A 21,973-nucleotide genomic window follows, 5' to 3' on the forward strand; every position below is an offset into this window, starting at 1 on the left:
CCATGTTCACGACCCCCTTCCTCGACATCCCGCCGCTGGACGCGGCCGCCGGCACCGTCCGGCTGCCGGGCTCCAAGAGCATTTCCAACCGCGTGCTGCTGCTGGCGGCACTGGCCAGCGGCACGACGACCGTGCACGACCTGCTCGATTCGGACGACACGCGGGTCATGCTCGATGCGCTGGCCGCGCTCGGCTGCAGCGTCGAGCGCGCCGGCGACACCCTGCGCATCGAAGGGCTCGGCGGCCGGTTGAAGACGCCCTCGGCGTCGCTGTTCCTCGGCAACGCCGGCACCGCGATGCGGCCGCTGACCGCCGCGCTGGCCCTGCTGGGCGGCGAGTTCGAGCTGCGCGGCGTGCCGCGGATGCACGAGCGCCCGATCGGCGACCTGGTCGACGCCCTGACCCAGCTCGGCTGCCGTGTCGACTACCTCGGCAACCCGGGCTATCCGCCGCTGCAGATCCATCCGGTCGCGCTCGACGACCTGCAGCTCGACGCCCCGATCCGCGTCCGCGGCGACGTCTCCAGCCAGTTCCTGACCGCGCTGCTGCTGGCCCTGCCCCTAGCCGCCCGGCGCGACATCGTGATCGACGTGGTCGGCGAACTGATCTCCAAGCCCTACATCGAGATCACGCTCAACCTGCTGGCGCGCTTCGGGATCACCGTGCAGCGCGAGGGCTGGCAGCGCTTCACGATTCCGGCCGGCAGCCAGTACCGCTCGCCGGGCGACATCCACGTCGAGGCCGATGCGTCGTCGGCCAGCTACTTCATCGCGCTCGGCGCCATCGCCGAAGGAACAGGCATCCGGATCGAGGGCGTCGGCGCCGAATCGATCCAGGGCGACATCCGCTTCATCGAGGCCGCGCGCCAGATGGGCGCCAGGGTCGACAGCGGCCCGAACTGGCTGGCGATCTCGCGCGGCGCCTGGCCGCTCCGGGCCATCGACCTCGACGCCAACCACATTCCCGATGCCGCGATGACGCTGGCCGTGATGGCGCTCTACGCCGATGGCCCGAGCACGCTGCGCAACATCGCCAGCTGGCGCGTCAAGGAAACCGACCGCATCGACGCCATGGCCAACGAGCTGCGCAAGCTCGGGGCCACGGTCGAGGACGGCCCCGACTTCATCCGCGTCCACCCGCTGCCGGCCGGCAGCTGGCGGCCGGCCAGCATCAAGACCTACGACGACCACCGGGTGGCGATGTGCTTTTCGCTGGCGGCCTTCAATCCGGACGGCGTCGCGGTGCGCATCCTCGATCCGCACTGCGTCGCCAAGACCTTCCCCGATTATTTCGAGACCCTGTTCTCGGTCGCCCATGCGCCCGAGGTGCCGGTGATCTGCATCGACGGCCCGACCGCCTCGGGCAAGGGCACGCTGACTGTCGAGGTGGCACGGCGGCTCGGCTATCACTACCTGGACTCGGGCACGCTCTACCGCGTGACCGGGCTGGCGATGCGGCGCGCCGGACTCGACGCCGAACCCGCCCACGAGGCCCGCATCGCCGACCTGGCGCGGGCCCTGCCTCTCGTGTTCAACGAGGGCAAGGTGCTGTTGGCAGGCGAGGATGTGAGCGAGGACTTGCGCACCGAGGCCGCCGGCATGGACGCCTCGCGCGTCTCGGTGCTGCCGGCGGTGCGGGCTGCCCTGCTGGCCCTGCAGCGCAGCTTCCGGCGCCTGCCGGGCCTGGTGGCCGACGGCCGCGACATGGGCACCGTGATCTTCCCGGACGCCGGGCTCAAGGTCTACCTCACGGCGAGCGCCGCCCACCGTGCCGAACGGCGCTATAAGCAGTTGATTTCAAAGGGTATTTCGACTACAATCGACAGTCTTCGCGCCGACCTGGAAGCGCGTGACCTTCGGGACTCGTCCCGCAGCGTCGCGCCACTCAAGCCGGCGCCTGATGCCCGCCTCCTGGACAACTCGCACCAGACGATCGAGCAATCGGTCGTGCAGGTGCTTGCCTGGTGGCAGGAAGTACAGCCGTTCGAGTCCGCTTGAACGGTGTTTTCGATCCAGCCGGGTCCCCGCCGCGCGACAGCGCATCGGCCCTGCTGGTTGTTCAACCCTAACCGGGCTTCATGCCCACACAACCGCCGTCGTCAGATCCAAGCCAGCTGCAATAGTGCCGCTGCAAACCCTGCGTGACGGAAGGAAAAACACATGTCTGAATCTTTTGCCGACCTATTCGAAGAATCCCTGAAGCGTTCGGAGATGCGCACCGGTGAGGTCATCACCGCCGAAGTCGTGCGTGTCGAACACAACCACGTCGTCGTCAACGCAGGCCTCAAGTCCGAAGCCTACGTGCCGATCGAAGAGTTCAAGAACGACAAGGGCGAGCTCGAAGTCCAGGCCGGCGATTTCGTTTCCGTGGCCATCGGCAGCGTCGAAAACGGCTACGGCGACACCATCCTCTCGCGCGACACCGCCAAGCGTCTGGCTTCGTGGCTCGCGCTCGAGAAGGCCCTCGAATCCGGCGACTTCGTCACCGGCACCACGAGCGGCAAGGTCAAGGGCGGCCTCACGGTGCTGGTCAACGGCATCCGCGCCTTCCTGCCGGGTTCGCTGATCGACACCCGTCCGATCAAGGACCTGACCCCGTACGAGAACAAGACCCTCGAATTCAAGGTCATCAAGCTCGACCGCAAGCGCAACAACGTCGTGCTGTCGCGCCGTGCCGTGGTCGAAGCCAGCATGGGCGAAGAACGCGCCAAGCTGATGGAAACCCTGAAGGAAGGCGCAGTCGTGCGCGGCGTCGTCAAGAACATCACCGAATACGGTGCGTTCGTCGACCTCGGCGGCATCGACGGTCTGCTGCACATCACCGACATGGCATGGCGCCGTGTCCGCCACCCGAGCGAAGTGGTGCAGGCCGGCCAGGAAATCACCGCCAAGATCCTCAAGTTCGACACCGAGAAGAACCGTGTCTCGCTGGGTCTGAAGCAAATGGGCGACGACCCGTGGATGGGTGTTTCGCGCCGCTACCCGCAATCGACCCGCCTGTTCGGCAAGGTCACGAACATCGCCGACTACGGCGCGTTCGTCGAACTCGAACCCGGCATCGAAGGCCTGGTGCACGTCTCCGAAATGGACTGGACCAACAAGAACATCGCGCCGAACAAGATCGTCTCGCTCGGCGACGAAGTCGAAGTCATGGTCCTCGAGATCGACGAAGACAAGCGCCGCATCAGCCTGGGCATGAAGCAGTGCAAGGCCAACCCGTGGCAAGAGTTCGCGCAGAACACCAAGCGCGGCGACCGCGTCAAGGGCCCGATCAAGTCGATCACCGACTTCGGCGTCTTCGTGGGTCTGGCTGCCGGCATCGACGGCCTGGTCCACCTGTCCGACCTCTCGTGGAACGAAACCGGCGAGACCGCCGTTCGCAACTACAAGAAGGGCCAGGAAGTCGAAGCGATCGTGCTGGCCGTCGACGTCGACCGCGAGCGCATCTCGCTGGGCATCAAGCAGCTCGACAGCGATCCGTTCACCACGTTCACGACCGTGAACGACAAGGGCCAGGTCGTGACCGGCAAGGTCAAGACCGTGGACGCCCGCGGCGCTGAAATCGACCTCGGCGAAGACATCATCGGCTACCTGCGCGCCAGCGAAATCTCCCGCGACCGCGTGGAAGATGCACGCAACGTGCTCAAGGAAGGCGACGAAGTCACGGCCGTGGTGGTCAATGTGGATCGCAAGACCCGCAACATCCAGCTGTCGATCAAGCAGAAGGACATGGTCGACGAGCAAGGCGCCATGGCCAGCCTGAGCCAGCAGTCGGCACGCGAGAACGCGGGCACGACCAGCCTGGGCGCCCTGCTGCGCGCCAAGCTGGACAACTCGGACAAGTAATCCGGGTCCCGGGGACAGGGTCGGCGCCGGGCGCCACCCTGTCTTTTTTTTCGCCTACATTTCTTGCCATGACCCGCTCCGATCTCGTCGAAGAACTCGCAGCCCGCTTTGCGCAACTCACGCACCGCGATGCCGAATACGCCGTCAAGACCATTCTTGACGCCATGGGCGACGCGCTGGTGCGCGGGCACCGCATCGAGATCCGCGGCTTCGGCAGCTTCACGGTCAACCGGCGCCCGCCGCGCATCGGACGCAACCCGCGGTCCGGCGAGAGCGTCCAGATCCCCGAGAAGCGGGTGCCCCACTTCAAGCCGGGCAAGGCCCTGCGCGAGGCGGTCGACGCCCAGACCGCGATCCTCGACGCCGAGAAGAACAAGGCCCGCTGAGGCATAGAATTCCCCGGCCATCGGGGACCCGCATGAAATACCTCCTGTGGCTGCTCAAGGCAGCCATTTTTTTTACCCTCTTCGCCTTCGCGCTGAACAACCAGCACGACGCCACCGTCTACTTCTTCTTCGGCACCTCGTGGCGCGCGCCGCTGGTGCTGGTGGTGCTGGCCGCCTTTGCCGGCGGCCTGGTGGTCGGCGCGCTCGGCATGCTGCCGGGCTGGTGGAAACACCGCAGCGCCGCCGCCCAGCGACCGGCCGCCCCGGTCGCCCCGACGACGGCCTCGCCCGCGGCGCCGCCCGCGCCTGCCACCACCGACCTGCCCGCCGTTCGCCAACATGGACTTTGATTTCAGCTGGCTGCTGCTCGGCCTGCCGATCGCCTTCGTGCTCGGCTGGCTCGCTTCGCGCTTCGACCTGCGGCAGCTCAGGATCGAGAACCGCCAGGCGCCCAAGGCCTATTTCCGCGGCCTGAACTTCCTGCTCAACGAGCAGCAGGACCAGGCCATCGACGCCTTCATCGAGGCGGTGCAGAACGACCCCGACACGCAGGAGCTGCATTTCGCGCTGGGCAACCTGTTCCGGCGCCGGGGCGAATACCAGCGCGCAGTCCGCGTGCACGAGCACCTGCTGGGCCGGGGCGATCTGAGCCGCGCCGATCGCGACCGCGCGCAGCACGCGCTGGCGCAGGATTTCCTGCGCGCCGGGCTGCTCGACCGCGCCGAGGCCGCGCTGCAGAAGCTCGAAGGCACGCGCTACGAGAACGAGGCCCGGCTCTCGCTGCTCGCCATCTACGAACGTTCGCGCGAATGGGCGCAGGCCGAGGACGTGGCACAGAAGCTCGATGAATCCGACCAAGCCAGCTACGGCACCCGCCGGGCCCACCATCTGTGCGAACAGGCGGCCGAACGCGTGGCCGCCGGCGACCTCGGGGGCGCGGGCCGGCTGCTGCAGCAGGCCGTCGCGCTGGCGCCCGAGGCGCCGCGGCCGGCCATCGACAGCGCCACGCTGCAACTGCGCAAGGGCGATGCGGCGGCAGCCTTCGACACGCTGGCGGCACTGAGCGAGACCGCGCCGCTGGCGCTGCCCCTGTACGCGGCGGCGATGCAGCAGGCCGCCGTGGCTTCGCAGCGCTCCGGCGAGGCGCTCGCCCTGCTGCAGCGGCGCTACGTGGCGTCGCCATCGATCGATGTGCTCGAGGCGATCATCGCGCTGGGCGGCACGCCGGCATTGCCCGACGATGCGCCCTCGGATGCGGCGATCTCGGCGCAGCCGCGCGACGGCTACATCGCCCATCTGGCGCACCATCCCTCGCTGGTGGCGGCCTCGCGCTGGCTGGCCGGCGAGCGTTTCGAACACGAGCAATTCCACCCGCAGGTGCAGCGCTCGCTCGACCAGGCCACCCGGCCGCTGATGCGCTACCGCTGCGCGGCCTGCGGGTTCGAGGCCCACCAGTACTTCTGGCACTGCCCGGGCTGCCAGGCCTGGGACAGCTACCCCCCACGGCGCGTCGAGGAACTCTGACCGCCCCTGCCGAGGCGCTTCGCCGATATCATGGTCCGCGCCGGGCGCACTCGGCGCGCGGCGGGGTGCTTCGGCACCTCCCACACCATGTCAGGGAGAGAAAAAAGATGATGAAGAAGATAGTGGCCATCGCGGCCATGCTGTTTGCTGTCGGCTCCTGGGCCGCAGTCGATGCCAACAAGGCCACCGAGGCGGAGCTGCTCGGGATCAAGGGCGTGGGCCCGGCCATGTCCAAGCGCATCACGGACGCCCGCAAGGAGGCGCCGTTCAAGGACTGGGCCGACTTCATGAGCCGGGTCAAAGGCGTGAAGGACAAGGCGGCGACCCAGCTGTCGGCCGAAGGGCTGACGATCGATGGCCAGGGCTTCGGCGCGCCGGCGGCGCCCGCCGTCACGGCGGCGAAGGTCGAGCCGAAGGCGGCGGGCAAGGCCGCAGCGGCGCCGGCGCCGGTCAAGGCCGCAGCCAAGCCCTGAACCGTTCCGGCCACGCCGGACAACAACACGAGGCCGCCTCCGGGCGGCTTTTTCGTGGCCCGAGCCAGTCGCCCATCGGGACTGCCGTGGCAGGGAAAGGCCCGAGCAGTGGCCCGATATTTGCACGTATGCTGCCGATCGCCTTTCTACTTCCGCACCTTCTGGAGAGTCCATGCATCACAAGTTCGGCATTGCCCTCGCTGGCCTGACCCTCGGCGCCGCCGCCTTCGCGCAGACCAAGTGGGACCTGCCCACGGCCTACCCCGCAACCAACTTCCACACGGAGAACATCACTCAGTTCGCGAGCGACGTGGACAAGGCGAGCGCCGGCAAGCTCAAGATCACGGTGCATTCGAATGCGGCCTTGTTCAAGGCACCGGAGATCAAGCGTGCGGTGCAGGGCGGCCAGGCGCAGATGGGCGAGATCCTGCTGGTCAACTACCAGAACGAATGGCAGATGTTCGGTGCCGACGGCATCCCGTTCCTGGCCGACAGCTACGACGCGGCCTGGAAGCTCTATCAGGCCCAGAAGCCGGTGCTCGAGAAGAAGCTGGCCGAGCAGGGCATCATGCTGCTGTACGCGGTCGCATGGCCGCCGCAGGGCATCTTCGTCAAGAAGGAGATTGCCTCGGCCGCCGACCTGAAGGGCGTCAAGTGGCGCGCCTACAGCCCCGCGACCGCACGCATCGGCGAACTGGTCGGCGCCCAGCCCGTCACGGTGCAGCAGGCCGAGCTGTCGCAGGCCATGGCCACCGGCGTGATCGAGTCCTACATGTCCTCCGGATCGACCGGCTACGACACCAAGACCTACGAATACATCAAGAACTTCTACGACACGCAGGCCTGGCTGCCGAAGAACGCGGTGCTGGTCAACAAGAAGGCCTTCGACGCGCTGGACAAGCCATCGCAGGAGGCCTTGCTGAAGGCCGGCGCCGAGGCGGAGAAGCGCGGCTGGGAACTGTCGAAGAAGAAGAACCTCGAGTACCTCGACCTGCTGAAGAAGAACGGCATGACCGTTCACGTTCCCTCCGCCCAGCTCAAGTCGGACATGAAGAAAGTGGGCGACACGATGATCAAGGAATGGCTCGAGAAAGCCGGCCCCGAGGGTCAGAGCGTGGTCGACGCCTACAAGAAGATGTAAGGGCGAACGCCTGGCCCCCAATGCGCAAGACACTCGACTTTCTCTATGACAGCGCCGCCGCCCTGGCGGCGCTTTTCATGGTCGGACTGCTGGCCATGGTGCTGCTGTCGATCATCGGACGGCAGCTGTACTTCAACATCCCGGGCATCGACGCCTATGCCGGCTACCTGATGGCGGGCACCGGCTTCCTGGCGCTGGCCCACACGCTGAAGCGCGGCGAGCATATCCGCGTCACGCTGATCGTCTCGCGGCTGGGGCCGGCCGGGCGCCGCTGGCTGGAACGCTGGGCCTGCGGCGTCGGGGCGCTGCTGGCGGCGCTGTTCGCCTTCTACAGCGTGCGCCTGGCCTGGCAATCGCACGGCTACAACGACATCTCCACCGGCAACGACGCCACGCCGCTGTGGCTGCCGCAGCTGGGCATGGCCGTCGGTGCCGTGGTGTTCGCGATCGCCGCGGTCGACGAGTTCTTCGTCGAGTGGAACGGGCGCCCGCTGCAAGCCAACGCCGAGGCGCTGCGCCATGAGTGACATCGCCACCGCAGGCCTGCTGATCCTCACCTTGTTCCTGATCCTCGGCAGCGGCGTCTGGATCGGCCTGACGCTCTCGGGCGTCGCCTGGATCGGCATGCAGCTGTTTTCCGCCCGGCCCGCCGGTGACGCGATGGCGGTGACCATCTGGGGCTCGGCCTCGGGCTGGACGCTGACCGCGCTGCCGCTGTTCCTTTGGATGGGCGAGATCCTGTTCCGCACCCGGCTCTCGCAGGACATGTTCAAGGGTCTCGCACCCTGGATGCAGAGCCTGCCCGGGCGCCTGCTGCACACCAACGTCGCGGGCTGCGCCGTGTTCGCCGCGGTGTCGGGATCGAGCGCCGCCACCTGCGCGACGATCGGCAAGATGACGCTGCCCGAGCTCCAGCGGCGCGGCTATCCGGACGACATGGTGATCGGCACGCTGGCGGGCGCCGGCACCCTGGGCCTGTTGATTCCGCCTTCGATCATCATGATCGTCTACGGCGTCAGCGCCGACGTCTCGATCGCGCGGCTCTTCATCGCCGGCGTGGTGCCCGGCATTCTGCTGGCCCTGCTGTTCTCCGGCTACATCGCCATCTGGGCACTGCTTCATCCGGACCGGGTGCCGCCCGCAGATCCGCCGATGCCCTTCGGCGACAAGCTGCGCGCCTCGCTGAGCCTGATCCCGGTCGCGTTGCTGATCCTCTCGGTGCTCGGCTCGATCTACGCCGGCATCGCGACCGCCACCGAAGCCGCCGCGGTGGGCGTGGTCGGCGCGCTGGTCATCTCGGGCCTGCAGCGCTCGCTGACCTGGGGCACCTTCAAGGAATCGCTGCTGGGCGCGACACGGCTCTATTGCATGATGGCGCTGATCCTCGCGGGAGCCGCGTTCCTCACGCTGGCGATGGGCTACATCGGACTGCCGCGGCACCTGGCCGAGTGGATCGGCTCGCTCGGGCTGTCGAAGTTCCAGCTGATCCTGATGCTGGCGGTGTTCTACATCGTGCTCGGCTGCTTCCTGGACGGCATCTCGATGGTGGTGCTGACGATGGGCGTGATCATGCCGACCGTGACCGCAGCGGGCATCGACCCGGTCTGGTTCGGCATCTTCATCGTGCTGGTGGTGGAGATGGCGCAGATCACTCCGCCGGTGGGCTTCAACCTGTTCGTGCTGCAAGGCATGACCGGGCGCGACCTGATCTACATCGCACGCGTGACGCTGCCGATGTTCTTCCTCATGGTGGCGGCGGTGCTCATCATCTACTTCATACCGCAGCTCGTGACCTGGTTGCCGCAGCAGATGGCGCCGTGAGAACATCGCGGCCCGCATGCTCGTTCACGTCCTCTCCATCTCCGCCGGTGCCTCCATCGGCGCACTGAGCCGCTGGGGCCTCGGCCTGTGGTTGTCGCCGCCGGGTTCGCTGCCCTGGGGAACCGTGGCCGCCAACCTGGTCGGCGGCTACCTCATCGGCATTGCCGTCGCGAGCTTCCAGGCGATGCCGCAACTCGACCCGGTCTGGCGCCTCGCGCTGATCACCGGCTTCCTGGGCGGACTGACCACCTTCTCGAGCTTCTCCGCCGAAGTCGTCGCCATGCTCATGCAGGGCCGCCTGGGTCTCGCATTCGGCACCGCGATGCTGCACGTGGCGGGCTCGCTGGCCCTCACCTGGCTCGGCATCCGGACGGTGCAGCATTTCATGGCCTGACCTGGGGAATTGCCGCGGGGCCGGTCGATAGAATCGACCGCAATGCCCCTTGTCTTCCTCGTTGCCCTTCCCTTTGTCGCCAGCGTGCTCGCCGCGCTGCTGCCATCGGATGCGCGCAACCGGGAATCGACGCTGGCCGGGCTGGTCGCGCTGGGCTGCGCGATCCAGGCCGCCTGGTTCTTTCCGAGCCTCGCCAACGGCAACGTGATCCGCCAGCGGGTCGAATGGCTGCCCGTGCTCGGGCTCGACCTCACGTTCCGCATGGACGGCTTCGCCTGGTTGTTCTGCATGCTGGTGCTGGGCATCGGCGCGCTGGTGGTGCTCTACGCACGCTACTACATGTCGGCCTCCGACCCGGTGCCGCGCTTCTTCTCGTTCTTCCTCGCCTTCATGGGCGCCATGATGGGCGTGGTGCTGTCGGGCAACCTGATCCAGATGGTGATGTTCTGGGAGCTCACCAGCCTGTTCTCGTTCCTGCTGATCGGCTACTGGCACCACCGGCGCGATGCCCGGCGCGGCGCCAGCATGGCGCTCACGGTCACCGCCGCCGGCGGGCTCTGCCTGCTGGCCGGGGTGCTGATCCTCGGGCGCATCGTCGGCAGCTATGACCTCGACATGGTGCTGGCCTCGGGCGACCTGATCCGCGCCAACCCGCTCTATCCCGCCGCGCTGGTGCTGGTGCTGCTGGGCGCCTTCACCAAGAGCGCGCAGTTTCCTTTCCACTTCTGGCTGCCGCGCGCGATGGCGGCACCGACGCCGGTCTCGGCCTACCTGCATTCGGCCACGATGGTGAAGCTCGGCGTGTTCCTGATGGCGCGGCTGTGGCCGGTGCTGTCGGGCACCGAGCCCTGGTTCTGGCTGGTCGGCGGCGCCGGCGCGATCACCTTGCTGCTGGGCGGCTACATCGCGATGTTCCAGCGCGACCTGAAGGCGCTGCTGGCCTATTCGACCATCTCGCACCTCGGGCTCATCACGCTGCTGCTCGGGCTCAACAGCCCGCTGGCGGCGGTCGCGGCGGTGTTCCACATCATGAACCACGCGACCTTCAAGGCCTCGCTGTTCATGGCGGCCGGCATCATCGACCACGAGAGCGGCACCCGCGACATCAGCAAGCTCAGCGGCCTCATGAAGCTGATGCCGATCACCGGCACGCTGGCGATCATCGCCAGCGCCTCGATGGCCGGCGTGCCGCTGCTCAACGGCTTCCTGTCGAAAGAGATGTTCTTCGCCGAGACGGTCTTCATCCAGTCGAACGTCTGGGTCGACCGCGGCCTGCCGGTGATCGCCACGATCGCCGGGATCTTCAGCGTCGCCTACTCGGCCCGTTTCGTGTTCGATGTGTTCTTCGGTCCGCCATGCGGGTCCGATGTCCCGAAGACGCCGCACGAGCCGCCGCACTGGATGCGGGTGCCGGCCGAGCTGCTGGTCCTGATCTGCCTGGTGGTCGGCATTGCGCCGGCCTGGTCGGTCGGTGCCTTCTTGGCCGCCGCAGCGGCGCCGGTGGTCGGCGGCGAGCTGCCGGCCTACAGCCTGGCGCTATGGCACGGCTTCAACCTGCCGCTCTTGATGAGCTTCATCGCTCTGGCGGGCGGCGCCCTGCTCTACCTGCTGCAGCGGCACGGCCGCGCTCGCGGCGTGCTCTCGACCACGCCGCTGCTGCACTACTTCGACGGCCAGCGGATCTTCGAGAACCTGATGGCGCGCCTCAGCGAAGCCGGCCGCCGCAGCCGCCGGCTGCTCGGCACCCGCCGGCTGCAGATGCAGTTGCTGCTGCTGGTCGCCGTGGCGCTGGCAGGCGCCGGCGCGGCACTTTGGGTCACGCCGGTCGCGCGCGGCTCGCGCGAACTGCTCACCTTCTCCCCGATGTTCGCGATGACCTGGCTGATCGGCGCCACCTGCGCGGTGAGCGCGGCCTGGCAGGCCAAGTTCCACCGGCTCGCTTCGCTGATGCTGGCCTCGGGCGCGGGCCTGGTGTGCTGCATCACCTACATCTGGTTCTCGGCGCCCGACCTGGCGCTGACGCAACTGGTGGTCGAGGCCGTCACCACGGTGCTGATCCTGCTCGGGCTGCGCTGGCTGCCGATGCGCAGCGCCAAGTCGGAGCCGGTCGGCGCGCCACTGCGCCACTGGAGCCGGCGCGGACGCGACCTCGCCATCGCGATCGCCGCCGGCGCCGGCATGTCGGCCATCGCCTGGAGCGTCATGACGCGGCCGTTCCCGCTCAGCATCTCGCCCTTCTTCCTCGACAACGCGCTGTTCCTGGGCGGCGGCAGCAACGTGGTCAACGTGATGCTGGTCGACTTCCGCGGCTTCGACACCTTCGGCGAGATCACGGTGCTCGGGGTGGTCGCGCTGACGGTGTATGCGCTGCTGCGGCGCTTCCGGCCGGCGATCGAGTCGATGGCGCTGCCGATCCAGCAGCGGCTGCAGCCGGCCGACGGCAGCAGCGACCTGCTGAATCCGCGCCGGGCCAAGGACACGGCCGTCGGCTACCTGATGGTGCCGGCGGTGCTGGTGCGGCTGTTGCTGCCGCTGTCGGTGCTGGTCTCGGTCTATTTCTTCATGCGCGGCCACAACCAGCCGGGCGGCGGCTTCGTCGCCGGTCTGGTGATGTCGGTGGCGCTGCTGCTGCAGTTCATCGTCTCGGGCACCGAGTGGGTCGAGGAGCACCTGCGGATCTATCCGCGCCGCTGGATCGCGGTCGGCCTGCTGCTGGCCCTGGCCACCGGCGGCGGCGCGGTGGTGCTCGGCTATCCGTTCCTCACCACGCACACCGCACACCTGCACCTGCCGTTGCTCGGCGAGGTTCACGTGCCGAGCGCGCTGTTCTTCGACATGGGCGTGTTCTCGCTGGTGCTCGGCGCGACCATGCTGATCCTCACCGCGCTGGCCCACCAGTCGGTGCGCAGCCATCGCTGGTCCGACGAGCAGGCCGAGCGGGAGGCCGCGCGCGTCGCGGCCGAAGCCGGAGCGACCGCCTGATGGAAGTCGTGCTCGCCATCGCCATCGGCATCGTCACCGGGTCGGGCGTGTACCTGCTGCTGCGTCCGCGCACGTTCCAGGTGATCATGGGCCTCACCCTGATCTCCTACGCCGTCAACCTGTTCATCTTCAGCATGGGGCGGCTCAAGGTCGACAGCGAGCCGGTGCTCGAACCGGGCCTGGTCGCGACGCTCGCCAACACCGCCGATCCGATGCCGCAGGCGCTGGTCCTGACCGCGATCGTGATCGGCTTCGCGATGACGGCGCTGTTCCTGGTCGTGCTGCTGGCGTCGCGCGGCCTGACCGGCACCGACCACGTCGACGGCAGGGAACGCACGGAGGCGCAGGAATGAACGAGCTCTTCGCCTTCCTCGACCGGCTGCTCGAGTTCAGCATGCCGCACCTGATCGCGGTGCCGATCCTGGTGCCGATGCTGACCGCCGCCCTGATGCTGCTGCTCGGCGAGGAACACCGCCGCAGCAAGTCGGCGCTCAGCGTGGCCTCGGGCCTGATCGGCCTCTTGACCGCGCTGGCTTTGCTGCGCTGGGTCAACGCGCCAGACACCGGCGGCGGCCCCGGCTCGATCGGCGTCTACCTGCCGGGCAACTGGCGCGCGCCCTTCGGCATCGTGCTGGTGGCCGACCGGCTGTCGACCATGATGGTCGCGCTGACCGGCGTGGTCGCCTTTGCCGCCTCGATCTACTCGACCTCGCGCTGGGACCGCGCGGGCGTCCATTTCCATCCGCTGCTGCAGCTGCAGCTGATGGGGCTCAACGGCGCCTTCCTCACCGGCGACCTGTTCAACCTGTTCGTCTTCTTCGAGGTCATGCTGGCCGCGTCGTACGGGCTGCTGCTGCACGGCTCGGGGCGGCTGCGGGTGCAGGCGGGGCTGCACTACGTGGCCATCAACCTGGCCGCCTCGTCGCTGTTCCTGGTCGGCGCCGCGCTGCTCTACGGCGTGACCGGCACGCTCAACATGGCCGACCTGGGCGTGCGCATCGCGCAGCTGGATCCCGCCGACCGCGGGCTGGTGCACGCGGCCGCGGCCATCCTCGGGACGGCCTTCTTCGCCAAGGCCGGGGCCTGGCCGCTCAATTTCTGGCTGGTGCCGGCCTACAGCGCGGCGGTGGCCCCGGTGGGGGCGGTGTTCTCGCTGCTGACCAAGCTGGGCATCTACACCATCCTGCGGCTCTGGACCGTGCTGTTCGCACCCGACACCGGCGCCTCGGCGCAAGTCGGCCAGGGCGTGCTGACCACGATCGGCATGGCGACGCTGTTCGTTGGCGCCTTCGGTATCGTGGGGACCCAGCGGTTGTCGAACCTGGCCGGCTTCAGCGTGCTGGTCTCGGCCGGCACGCTGCTGGCGGCGATCGGCTTCGGCCAGCCCGCGATATGGGCCGGCGCGCTGTACTACCTGCTGACCTCGACCCTGGCGGTGGCCGCCTTCTTCATGCTCATCGACATGATCGAGCGCTGGCGCAACGAGGGCCGGAGCATCGCGCCGCACGAGGCGGCGGGCGACGCGCCCTTCCTGTCCAAGGACCTGCGCCGGCTCGACGACGTCAACCTCGACGACGATGCACAGGCGCTCTACGGCCGCGCCATCCCGGCCGGCGTCGCCTTCCTCGGGCTCAGCTTCGTCTGCTGCACGCTGCTGCTGGCGGGCATGCCGCCGCTGTCGGGCTTCGTCGGCAAGTTCGCGATGCTGTCGGGCCTGCTCGGCGCCGAGCACGTCACGCCGGCGGGCTGGGTCTTTCTCGGGCTGCTGATGTTCTCGGGCCTTTTCTCGCTGCTGGCGCTGGGCCGTACCGGCATCCGGCATTTCTGGACCCAGGCCCACGCCACCTTGCCGGCCTTGCCAGCCCTCGAGGTGCTTCCGGTCGCGGCGCTGCTGGCCGCCTGCCTGGCGTTGACGATCGAAGCCGGCCCGGTGATGCACCACGCGGCCGCAACCGCCGAGGGCCTGTTCTCGCCCACCGCCTACCGCCGGGCCGTGCTCGGTGCGGCGCAGGTGCCCAATCCGCCCGCCAAGCCGGGAGCTGCGAAATGATCGCGCGCTGGCTGCCGGCGCCGTCGCTGTCGATCGCGCTGTTCGTGGTGTGGCTGCTGCTGAACCAGTCGCTCGATGCCGCCACCCTGCTGCTGGCGGCGATCCTCGCGATCGCGGTGCCGCTGCTGACCCAGTCGCTGCGGCCGGCCCGCGCGCACATGCGCCGCCCGGCGGTGGCGCTGCGGCTCTCGGGTGTGGTGGCCCATGACCTGGTCGAGTCGGCGCTGAGCGTCGCGCGCCTGCTGCTGACCCGCCGCAGCGCACAGATGTCGCCTTGCTTCGTGCGCGTGCCTCTCGAGATGCGCGACCCCAACGCGCTCGCGGTGCTGGCCATGATCATCTGCCTGACGCCCGGCACCGCCTGGGCCGAGATCGCGCTCGACCGCTCGACCCTGCTGATCCACGTGTTCGACCTCGACGACGTGCCGGCCTTCATCGCCATGGTCAAGACCCGCTATGAAGCCCCGCTGATGGAGATCTTCGAATCATGACGCCCGTGCTCTTCTGGGCCCTCAAGCTGGCGCTGATGCTGCTGGCGGTGGCGATGCTGTGCGCGCTGTTCCGCCTGCTCGTCGGGCCGACCGCGCAAGACCGGGTGATGGCGCTCGACTGCCTCTACATCAACGGCATGCTCATGATGCTGGTGCTGGGCATCGTCTACGCGAGCAACGTCTACTTCGAGGCCGCGATGCTGATCGCGCTGTTCGGCTTCGTCGGGTCGACGGCGATCGCCAAGTTCCTGTTGCGCGGGGAGGTGATCGAATGAGCGCCGCGCCGGGCCGCCCCAAGCAAGCTCGCGCCCCCTCGGGGGGCAGCGAGGACACGAAGTGCCGAGCGTGGGGGCTGCAATGAATGAGGCATTGCCACTGTGGGCCGAGGTGCTGACTGCAGTCTTCGCGGTGGTCGGCGCCGCGTTCGCCGCCATCGGCTCCTTCGGCCTGGTGCGCATCCCGACCTTCTTCCGCCGCATCCACGCGCCCACGCTGGGCGCGACGCTCGGCGTCTGGTGCATGACGCTGGCCACCATCATCTACTTCTCGGTGCAGGGGCGCAGCCTGTTCCTGCACGCGGTGCTGATCGCCCTCTTCGTCGCCCTCACCGCGCCGGTCACCACCATCTTCCTGATGCGTGCGGCGCTGTTCCGCGAGCGGCAGAAGAAAAGCGACGTCCCGCCGCCGGGCTGAGGCCACCTTCCGATGCTGTCCGAGCTGCTCCAGCAATACGGCTACATCGTGGTCTTCGTGGCCGGCATCTTCGAGGGTGAGACGATCCTGATGCTGGGCGCCTTCGCGGTGCACCAGGGCTACCTCTCGCTGGGACCGCTGATCGCCTGCGGTGCGGCGGCGGCGTTCCTGACCGACCAGTTCTACTTCCACCTGGGGCGCCGCAAGGGCGCCGCACTGCTGGCGAGCCGGCCCAAGCTGCGGGCCCACATCGAACGGGTCAACGGCTTCGTCGACCGGCATCCGGTGGCGACGATCTTCCTGATGCGCTTCGCCTGGGGCCTGCGCATCGCGCTGCCGGCGACGCTGGGCATGGGCCCGATGCGGGCCCCGCTCTTTGCAGTGCTCGACGCCGTGGCCGCGCTGCTGTGGGCGGCCATCGTGAGCGTGTTCGGGCTCAAGCTGACGGGCTGGCTGCACGCGGCGATCGGCCACCTGAAGCCGTACGAGCATCAACTGATCCTCGGCGCGCTGGTGATCACGCTGGCCCTGGCGCTGTGGCGCCAGTGGCACGCGCGGCGGTAGTGGCGCCGCGCTAGTCCCGGATTTCGAGCGCCTTGTTGACCCGCAGCGCGGCCAGCGTGCACAGCGCGCCCGACAGCAGGTAGACGCTGACATAGCCCAGGCCGAAGTTGGCCGACAGGCCCAGCGCCACCAGCGGCGCGAAGGCGGCGCCGATCAGCCAGGCCAGGTCGGCCGTCAGCGCGGCGCCGGTGTAGCGGTAACGCGACTCGAAATTGGCTGTCACCGCCCCGGCCGCCTGGCCATAGGACAGGCCCAGGATCACGAAGCCGACCAGGATGAAGACGTCCTGGCCGAGCTTGCCGCCGTCGAGCAAGGTCGGGGCGAAACCGCTGAACACGGCGATCGCCACCGCCAGGCTGCCCAGGGTGTTGCGGCGGCCGATGCGGTCGGCGATCACGCCGGAGATCACGATACCGATGGCACCGAGCACCGCGCCGACCATCTGGATGACCAGGAATTCGCTCACCGACTGGGTGGAGTAGAGGGTGATCCACGACAGCGGAAACACCGTGATCAGGTGGAACAGCGCATAGCTGGCCAGGGCGGCGAAGGCGCCGATGACGAGGTTGGAGCCCTGCGAACGGGTGATCTCGACCACGCTGGCCGGCTCCAGCTCGCGCTCTTCGAGCAGGCGGTCGTATTCGTTGGTGGCCACCAGCCGCAGCCGGGCGAACAGCGCCACGACATTGATCGCAAACGCGACGTAAAAGGTGTAACGCCAACCCCAATCGAGGAAGTCCTCGGTCGACAGGCTGGAATACAGGAACGCGAACAGGGCGCTGGCGACGAAAAAGCCAACTGGCGCACCCAATTGGCCCAGCATGGCGTACCAGCCGCGGCGGTTCGGCGGCGCATTGAGCGCCAGCAGCGAGGGCAGGCCGTCCCAGGAGCCGCCGAGCGCGATGCCCTGGCCGACGCGCAGGATCGACAGCGCGATGATCGAGGCGAAGCCCATGCTCGCGTAGCCCGGCAGGAAGGCGATGCCTGCGGTCGAGATGCCGAGCATGAACAGCGCCGCCGTCAGCTTGGCCTCGCGCCCGAAGCGGCGCTGGATCGCCATCGAGGCCACGGTGCCGAAGGGCCGGGCGATGAAGGCGAAGGAGAAGATCACGAAGGCGTAGAGCGTGCCCTCGAGGCGGTTTTCCATCGGGAAGAAGACCGCCGGGAACACCAGCACCGAGGCGATGCCGTAGACGAAGAAGTCGAAATACTCGGAGGCGCGGCCGATGATCACGCCGACCGCGATCTCGCCCGGGGCGATCGGCGAATGGTCCGAGGCGGCGTCGGGGCTGTCGTGCTGAGTGTCGTGCAGCGGCGAGGAGCCGCCGGGACTGATGCTGGACGTCGTCATTTCTGCTTTTGGGTCGTGTTCAACTGGATTCCCCGAGGGTCTCACTGAATCGAGATTGCCGCCATAGGACAAAACGTCCAATATCCCGCAGTCGCCAAACGAAGTAGATTGTGGTCCCTTTGCGCACCAAACGCTCATCCTCCGGCATGCCTCCCCTCAAGAAACTCCGCGGACTGCTCCTGCTCCCGCTCGCCCTGTTGGCGGGCTGCGACATGGTGCTGTTCAATGCGTCCGGCGACATCGCGCGCCAGCAAGGCCAGCTGATCGTGGTCTCCACGGTCCTGATGCTGCTGATCATCGTGCCGGTGATCGGTCTTACCATCTATTTCGCCTGGCGCTACCGGCAGACGAACAAGGAGGCGAACTATTCGCCCGACTGGGACCACTCCACCGAGCTCGAACTGGCGATCTGGGGCGCGCCGCTGCTGATCATCATCGCCCTCGGCGCGATCACCTGGATCAGCACCCACACCCTCGACCCCTACCGCCCGCTGCGCCGCATCGAGCCCGGGCGCCCGGTGCCGTCCGAGGTCAAGCCGCTGACCGTCGAGGTGGTGGCCCTCGACTGGAAGTGGCTGTTCATCTACCCGGAGCAGGGCATCGCCACGGTGAACGAGCTGGCGGCGCCGATCGACCGTCCGATCGTCTTCAAGATCACCGCCTCCTCGGTGATGAACTCCTTCTTCATCCCGGCGCTGGCCGGCCAGATCTACGCCATGCCGGGCATGGAGACCAAGCTCAACGCGGTCATCAACAAGCCCGGTGACTTCGAAGGCTTCTCGGCCAACTACAGCGGCGCCGGCTTCTCCGGCATGCGCTTCCGCTTCCATGGCGTGAGCGAGCCCGACTTCGAGGCCTGGGTCCAGAAGTCGAAGACCGCCGGCGGCGCGCTGACCCGCGCGGCCTACCTCGAACTCGAGCGCCCCAGCGAGCGCGACCCCGTGCGCCGCTTCGCCAGCGTCGAGCCCGACCTCTACCATGCGATCGTCAACCGTTGCGTCGACCGCAACAAGATGTGCATGGAGCAGATGATGGCCATCGACGCCGATGGCGGCCTCGGCAAGGTCGGCGCCTACAACGTCTCGCCGCGCCCCTGGCAGCCCGACGCCGGCATCCCGCCCCGCACCTACGTGACGGCCATGTGCAGCGTCAACGACCCCGCCGGACTTTCGCTTCCGCTTTCCACCGCCCGCATCCGAGAAGAATAAAGATGCTCGACCATCTCGACCTGACGAAGCTCGTCTTCGGCCGCCTCTCCTGGGAGGCCATCCCCTTCCACGAACCGATCCTGCTGTTCACCTTCATCGCCGTCGTTCTCGGCGGCGTGGCGGTGCTCGGCGCGATCACCTATTTCCGTGTCTGGGGCACGTTGTGGCGCGACTGGATCACCAGCATCGACCACAAGAAGATCGGCATCATGTACATCATCCTCGGCCTGGTGATGCTGCTGCGCGGCTTCTCCGACGCCATCATGATGCGGGCCCAGCAGGCCTTCGCCTTCGGCGACAACGCCGGCTTCCTGCCGCCGCACCACTACGACCAGATCTTCACCGCCCACGGCGTGATCATGATCTTCTTCGTCGCGATGCCGCTGGTGACGGGCCTGATGAACTTCGTGGTGCCGCTGCAGATCGGTGCCCGCGACGTCGCCTTCCCGTTCCTGAACAACTTCAGCTTCTGGATGACCACCTTCGGCGCCGGGCTGGTGATGGCCTCGCTGTTCGTGGGCGAGTTCGCGCGCACCGGCTGGCTGGCCTACCCGCCGCTGTCGGGGCTGGAGTTCAGTCCGGACGTCGGGGTCGACTACTACATATGGTCCTTGCAGATCGCGGGGGTCGGCACATTGCTGTCGGGCATCAACCTGATCGCGACCATCGTCAAGATGCGCGCCCCGGGCATGTCGCTGATGAAGATGCCGGTGTTCACCTGGACCGCGCTCTGCACCAACATCCTGATCGTCGCCGCCTTCCCGGTGCTGACCGCCGTGCTGGCCCTGCTGTCGCTCGACCGCTATGTCGGCACCAACTTCTTCACGAACGACTTCGGCGGCAACGCGATGATGTACGTGAACCTGATCTGGATCTGGGGCCACCCCGAGGTCTACATCCTGATCCTGCCGGCCTTCGGCGTGTTCTCTGAAGTCGTCGCCACCTTCTGCGGCAAGCGCCTGTTCGGCTACGCGTCGATGGTCTATGCCACGCTGGTGATCACGATCCTGTCGTACCTCGTGTGGCTGCACCACTTCTTCACGATGGGCTCGGGGGCCAGCGTCAACTCGTTCTTCGGCATCACGACGATGATCATCTCGATCCCGACCGGGGCGAAGATCTTCAACTGGCTGTTCACGATGTACAAGGGCCGCATCCGCTTCGAGCTGCCCATGATGTGGACCATCGCCTTCATGATCACCTTCGTGATCGGCGGCATGACCGGCGTGCTGCTGGCGGTTCCGCCGGCCGACTTCGTGCTGCACAACAGCCTGTTCCTGATCGCCCACTTCCACAACGTGATCATCGGCGGCGTGCTGTTCGGCCTGCTGGCCGGCATCACCTACTGGTATCCGAAGGCCTTCGGCTACAAGCTCGACGAGTTCTGGGGCAAGTGCTCGTTCTGGTTCTGGGTCATCGGCTTCTACTTCGCCTTCATGCCGCTGTACGTGCTGGGCCTGATGGGCGTGACCCGCCGCCTGAGCCACTTCGAGGACCCGTCCTACCAGATCTGGTTCCAGATCGCGGCCTTCGGCGCCGTGCTGATCGCCCTGGGCATCGCCTGCTTCCTGATCCAGCTGGTGGTGAGCTACGTGCGCCGCGATTCGCTGCGCGACCTGACCGGCGACCCGTGGGACGGCCGCACCCTCGAGTGGTCGACCTCCTCGCCGCCGCCGGCCTACAACTTCGCCTTCACGCCCCGCGTGTACGACAACGACGCCTGGACCTACATGAAGAAGCACGGCTACGTTCGGCCGCTCGAAGGCTTCATCCCGATCCACATGCCGAAGAACACCGGCGCCGGCTTCATCATTGCGGCCCTGGCCGCGGCCTGCGGCTTCACCTTGATCTGGCAGATGTGGCTGCTGGCCGGCGTGTCCTTCGTCGCCATGCTGCTCGCCGTGATCATCCATACCTTCAACTACAAGCGCGACTACCACATCCCCACCGAGGAAGTCGTCCGCACCGAAGGCGCCCGTACCCGCCTGCTCGCCGGCCATGTCTGATACCACCGTCCTCTCCTCCCACGGCGCCGTGAGCGCCGGCCAGCACCCGCCCTTCCACCTGCCGGGCGAGCATCACCCGGAGAACGGCACCCTGCTCGGGTTCTGGCTCTACCTGATGAGCGACTGCCTGGTGTTCGCCTGCCTGTTCGCGGTCTTCGCGGTGCTGGGCCGCAGCTTCGCGGCCGGCCCCTCGGGCGCCGACCTGTTCGACCTCCGGCTGGTGGCGCTCAACACCGCCTTCCTGCTGTTCTCGTCGATCACCTACGGTTTCGCGATGATCGAGATGCAGCGCAAGCGCAAGGGCGCAATGATGGCCTGGCTGGCCATCACGGCCCTGTTCGGCGCCGCGTTCATCGGCGTCGAGCTGTACGAGTTCGCGCACCTGATCCGCGAAGGCGCCGTGCCGCAGCGCAGCGCCTTCCTGTCGTCGTTCTTCGCACTGGTCGGCACCCACGGCCTGCACGTCACCTTCGGCCTGGTCTGGCTGGTGGTGCTGATGGTGCAGGTGACCAAGCGCGGCTTCATCCCCGAGAACCGCCGCCGGCTGATGTGCCTGTCGATGTTCTGGCACTTTCTGGACGTGGTCTGGATCGGCGTCTTCACCTTCGTGTACCTGATGGGAGTGTTGCCATGAGCGCGCACAACGAACACGCCGCCCACGGCGGCCATGGCGATCACCACGACGACCATGACGACGGCGCCCCGCACGCCACCGTCAAGGGCTACCTGACCGGCTTCATCCTGTCGGTGATCCTGACCGCGATCCCGTTCTGGATCGTGATGGGCAACGTGTTCGACAAGAGCAGCACGACCGCCTTCGTGATCCTCGCCTTCGCAGCCGTGCAGATGGTCGTCCACATGATCTACTTCCTGCACATGAACGCGAAGTCCGAGCATGGCTGGACCATGCTGGCCCTGATCTTCACTGTGGTGGTGGTCGTGATCACGCTGAGCGGCTCGCTGTGGGTGATGTATCACATGAACCACAACATGATGCCGGGCCTGATGAACGAGACGCACAAGATGCCTTGACCGGCCCAAGGC

22 protein-coding genes are annotated in these 21,973 nt (G+C 67.5%); 21 read left to right on the forward strand and 1 reads right to left on the reverse strand.

Going from position 1 to position 21,973, the window contains the following annotated elements; genetic code table 11:
* The first annotated feature begins 2 nt into the window (after positions 1-2).
* From AC1DF3_RS08150 to AC1DF3_RS08230, 17 genes are all read left to right on the forward strand, one after another.
* Positions 3-1,997, forward strand: coding sequence for a bifunctional 3-phosphoshikimate 1-carboxyvinyltransferase/cytidylate kinase (locus tag AC1DF3_RS08150; RefSeq protein ID WP_478139319.1), 1,995 nt, complete (start codon positions 3-5; stop codon positions 1,995-1,997).
* A 162-nt stretch (positions 1,998-2,159) separates the two neighbouring features.
* Positions 2,160-3,845, forward strand: a complete 1,686-nt coding sequence (gene rpsA, locus AC1DF3_RS08155; RefSeq protein ID WP_286526302.1) for a 30S ribosomal protein S1 — start codon at positions 2,160-2,162, stop codon at positions 3,843-3,845.
* A 68-nt stretch (positions 3,846-3,913) separates the two neighbouring features.
* The gene (locus AC1DF3_RS08160) at positions 3,914-4,231 is read left to right on the forward strand and encodes an integration host factor subunit beta (RefSeq protein WP_286508188.1); all 318 of its coding nucleotides are present in this window, start codon (positions 3,914-3,916) and stop codon (positions 4,229-4,231) included.
* 32 nt (positions 4,232-4,263) lie between these two features.
* Positions 4,264-4,581: a LapA family protein gene (locus AC1DF3_RS08165; protein ID WP_286526303.1), complete on the forward strand. Its 318-nt coding sequence runs from the start codon at positions 4,264-4,266 to the stop codon at positions 4,579-4,581.
* Positions 4,571-5,755: a lipopolysaccharide assembly protein LapB gene (gene lapB / locus AC1DF3_RS08170; RefSeq protein WP_286535588.1), complete on the forward strand. Its 1,185-nt coding sequence runs from the start codon at positions 4,571-4,573 to the stop codon at positions 5,753-5,755. The genes AC1DF3_RS08165 and lapB overlap by 11 nt, the downstream gene beginning before the upstream one ends.
* 107 nt (positions 5,756-5,862) lie before the next feature.
* Positions 5,863-6,228 carry a ComEA family DNA-binding protein gene (locus AC1DF3_RS08175; RefSeq protein ID WP_286535586.1) on the forward strand — a complete coding sequence of 122 codons (366 nt, stop codon included), beginning with the start codon at positions 5,863-5,865 and terminating at the stop codon, positions 6,226-6,228.
* A gap of 172 nt (positions 6,229-6,400) precedes the next feature.
* Positions 6,401-7,369 (forward strand): TRAP transporter substrate-binding protein, encoded by a 969-nt coding sequence (locus tag AC1DF3_RS08180; RefSeq protein WP_286535585.1) that lies wholly within the window; start codon positions 6,401-6,403, stop codon positions 7,367-7,369.
* A 20-nt stretch (positions 7,370-7,389) separates the two neighbouring features.
* Positions 7,390-7,896 (forward strand): TRAP transporter small permease, encoded by a 507-nt coding sequence (locus tag AC1DF3_RS08185; RefSeq protein WP_301805524.1) that lies wholly within the window; start codon positions 7,390-7,392, stop codon positions 7,894-7,896.
* Positions 7,889-9,190 (forward strand): TRAP transporter large permease, encoded by a 1,302-nt coding sequence (locus AC1DF3_RS08190; protein ID WP_286535583.1) that lies wholly within the window; start codon positions 7,889-7,891, stop codon positions 9,188-9,190. The genes AC1DF3_RS08185 and AC1DF3_RS08190 overlap by 8 nt, the downstream gene beginning before the upstream one ends.
* Before the next feature lie 16 nt (positions 9,191-9,206).
* Positions 9,207-9,584 carry a fluoride efflux transporter CrcB gene (crcB, locus tag AC1DF3_RS08195; RefSeq protein ID WP_286535582.1) on the forward strand — a complete coding sequence of 126 codons (378 nt, stop codon included), beginning with the start codon at positions 9,207-9,209 and terminating at the stop codon, positions 9,582-9,584.
* Positions 9,585-9,626: 42 nt separating this feature from the next.
* Positions 9,627-12,566 (forward strand): monovalent cation/H+ antiporter subunit A, encoded by a 2,940-nt coding sequence (locus AC1DF3_RS08200; RefSeq protein ID WP_478139320.1) that lies wholly within the window; start codon positions 9,627-9,629, stop codon positions 12,564-12,566.
* On the forward strand, positions 12,566-12,919 hold the full coding sequence (locus tag AC1DF3_RS08205; protein WP_301805514.1) for a Na+/H+ antiporter subunit C: 354 nt from the start codon (positions 12,566-12,568) through the stop codon (positions 12,917-12,919). Before AC1DF3_RS08200 ends, AC1DF3_RS08205 begins: the two co-directional genes overlap by 1 nt.
* Positions 12,916-14,616: a monovalent cation/H+ antiporter subunit D gene (locus AC1DF3_RS08210; RefSeq protein ID WP_478139321.1), complete on the forward strand. Its 1,701-nt coding sequence runs from the start codon at positions 12,916-12,918 to the stop codon at positions 14,614-14,616. The genes AC1DF3_RS08205 and AC1DF3_RS08210 overlap by 4 nt, the downstream gene beginning before the upstream one ends.
* Positions 14,613-15,107, forward strand: coding sequence for a Na+/H+ antiporter subunit E (locus AC1DF3_RS08215; protein WP_436411548.1), 495 nt, complete (start codon positions 14,613-14,615; stop codon positions 15,105-15,107). Before AC1DF3_RS08210 ends, AC1DF3_RS08215 begins: the two co-directional genes overlap by 4 nt.
* On the forward strand, positions 15,104-15,382 hold the full coding sequence (locus tag AC1DF3_RS08220; RefSeq protein WP_286535577.1) for a K+/H+ antiporter subunit F: 279 nt from the start codon (positions 15,104-15,106) through the stop codon (positions 15,380-15,382). The genes AC1DF3_RS08215 and AC1DF3_RS08220 overlap by 4 nt, the downstream gene beginning before the upstream one ends.
* Positions 15,383-15,464: 82 nt before the next feature.
* On the forward strand, positions 15,465-15,800 hold the full coding sequence (mnhG, locus tag AC1DF3_RS08225) for a monovalent cation/H(+) antiporter subunit G (RefSeq protein WP_286526313.1): 336 nt from the start codon (positions 15,465-15,467) through the stop codon (positions 15,798-15,800).
* Between the two features lie 12 nt (positions 15,801-15,812).
* Entirely contained in the window at positions 15,813-16,364 is a 552-nt protein-coding gene (locus AC1DF3_RS08230) for a DedA family protein (protein ID WP_478139322.1), read from the forward strand.
* A gap of 10 nt (positions 16,365-16,374) precedes the next feature.
* Here AC1DF3_RS08230 and AC1DF3_RS08235 read toward each other — a convergent pair whose 3' ends face one another.
* Complete coding sequence (locus tag AC1DF3_RS08235) at positions 16,375-17,715, reverse strand: MFS transporter (RefSeq protein ID WP_286535575.1); 1,341 nt, start codon at positions 17,713-17,715, stop codon at positions 16,375-16,377.
* Positions 17,716-17,861: 146 nt separating this feature from the next.
* On the opposite strand from AC1DF3_RS08235, the gene cyoA reads away from it, so the two are divergent.
* The 4 genes from cyoA to cyoD are packed head-to-tail and all read left to right on the forward strand — an operon-like array spanning position 17,862 to position 21,961.
* Positions 17,862-18,923 carry a ubiquinol oxidase subunit II gene (gene cyoA / locus AC1DF3_RS08240; protein WP_286535574.1) on the forward strand — a complete coding sequence of 354 codons (1,062 nt, stop codon included), beginning with the start codon at positions 17,862-17,864 and terminating at the stop codon, positions 18,921-18,923.
* A gap of 2 nt (positions 18,924-18,925) precedes the next feature.
* The gene (gene cyoB / locus AC1DF3_RS08245) at positions 18,926-20,929 is read left to right on the forward strand and encodes a cytochrome o ubiquinol oxidase subunit I (RefSeq protein WP_286508204.1); all 2,004 of its coding nucleotides are present in this window, start codon (positions 18,926-18,928) and stop codon (positions 20,927-20,929) included.
* Complete coding sequence (gene cyoC, locus AC1DF3_RS08250; RefSeq protein WP_286535573.1) at positions 20,922-21,563, forward strand: cytochrome o ubiquinol oxidase subunit III; 642 nt, start codon at positions 20,922-20,924, stop codon at positions 21,561-21,563. Before cyoB ends, cyoC begins: the two co-directional genes overlap by 8 nt.
* Entirely contained in the window at positions 21,560-21,961 is a 402-nt protein-coding gene (cyoD, locus tag AC1DF3_RS08255) for a cytochrome o ubiquinol oxidase subunit IV (RefSeq protein WP_286535571.1), read from the forward strand. Before cyoC ends, cyoD begins: the two co-directional genes overlap by 4 nt.
* The last annotated feature ends 12 nt before the right edge of the window (positions 21,962-21,973 follow it).

The sequence above is a fragment of the Variovorax sp. 10N432 genome (assembly GCF_056394465.1).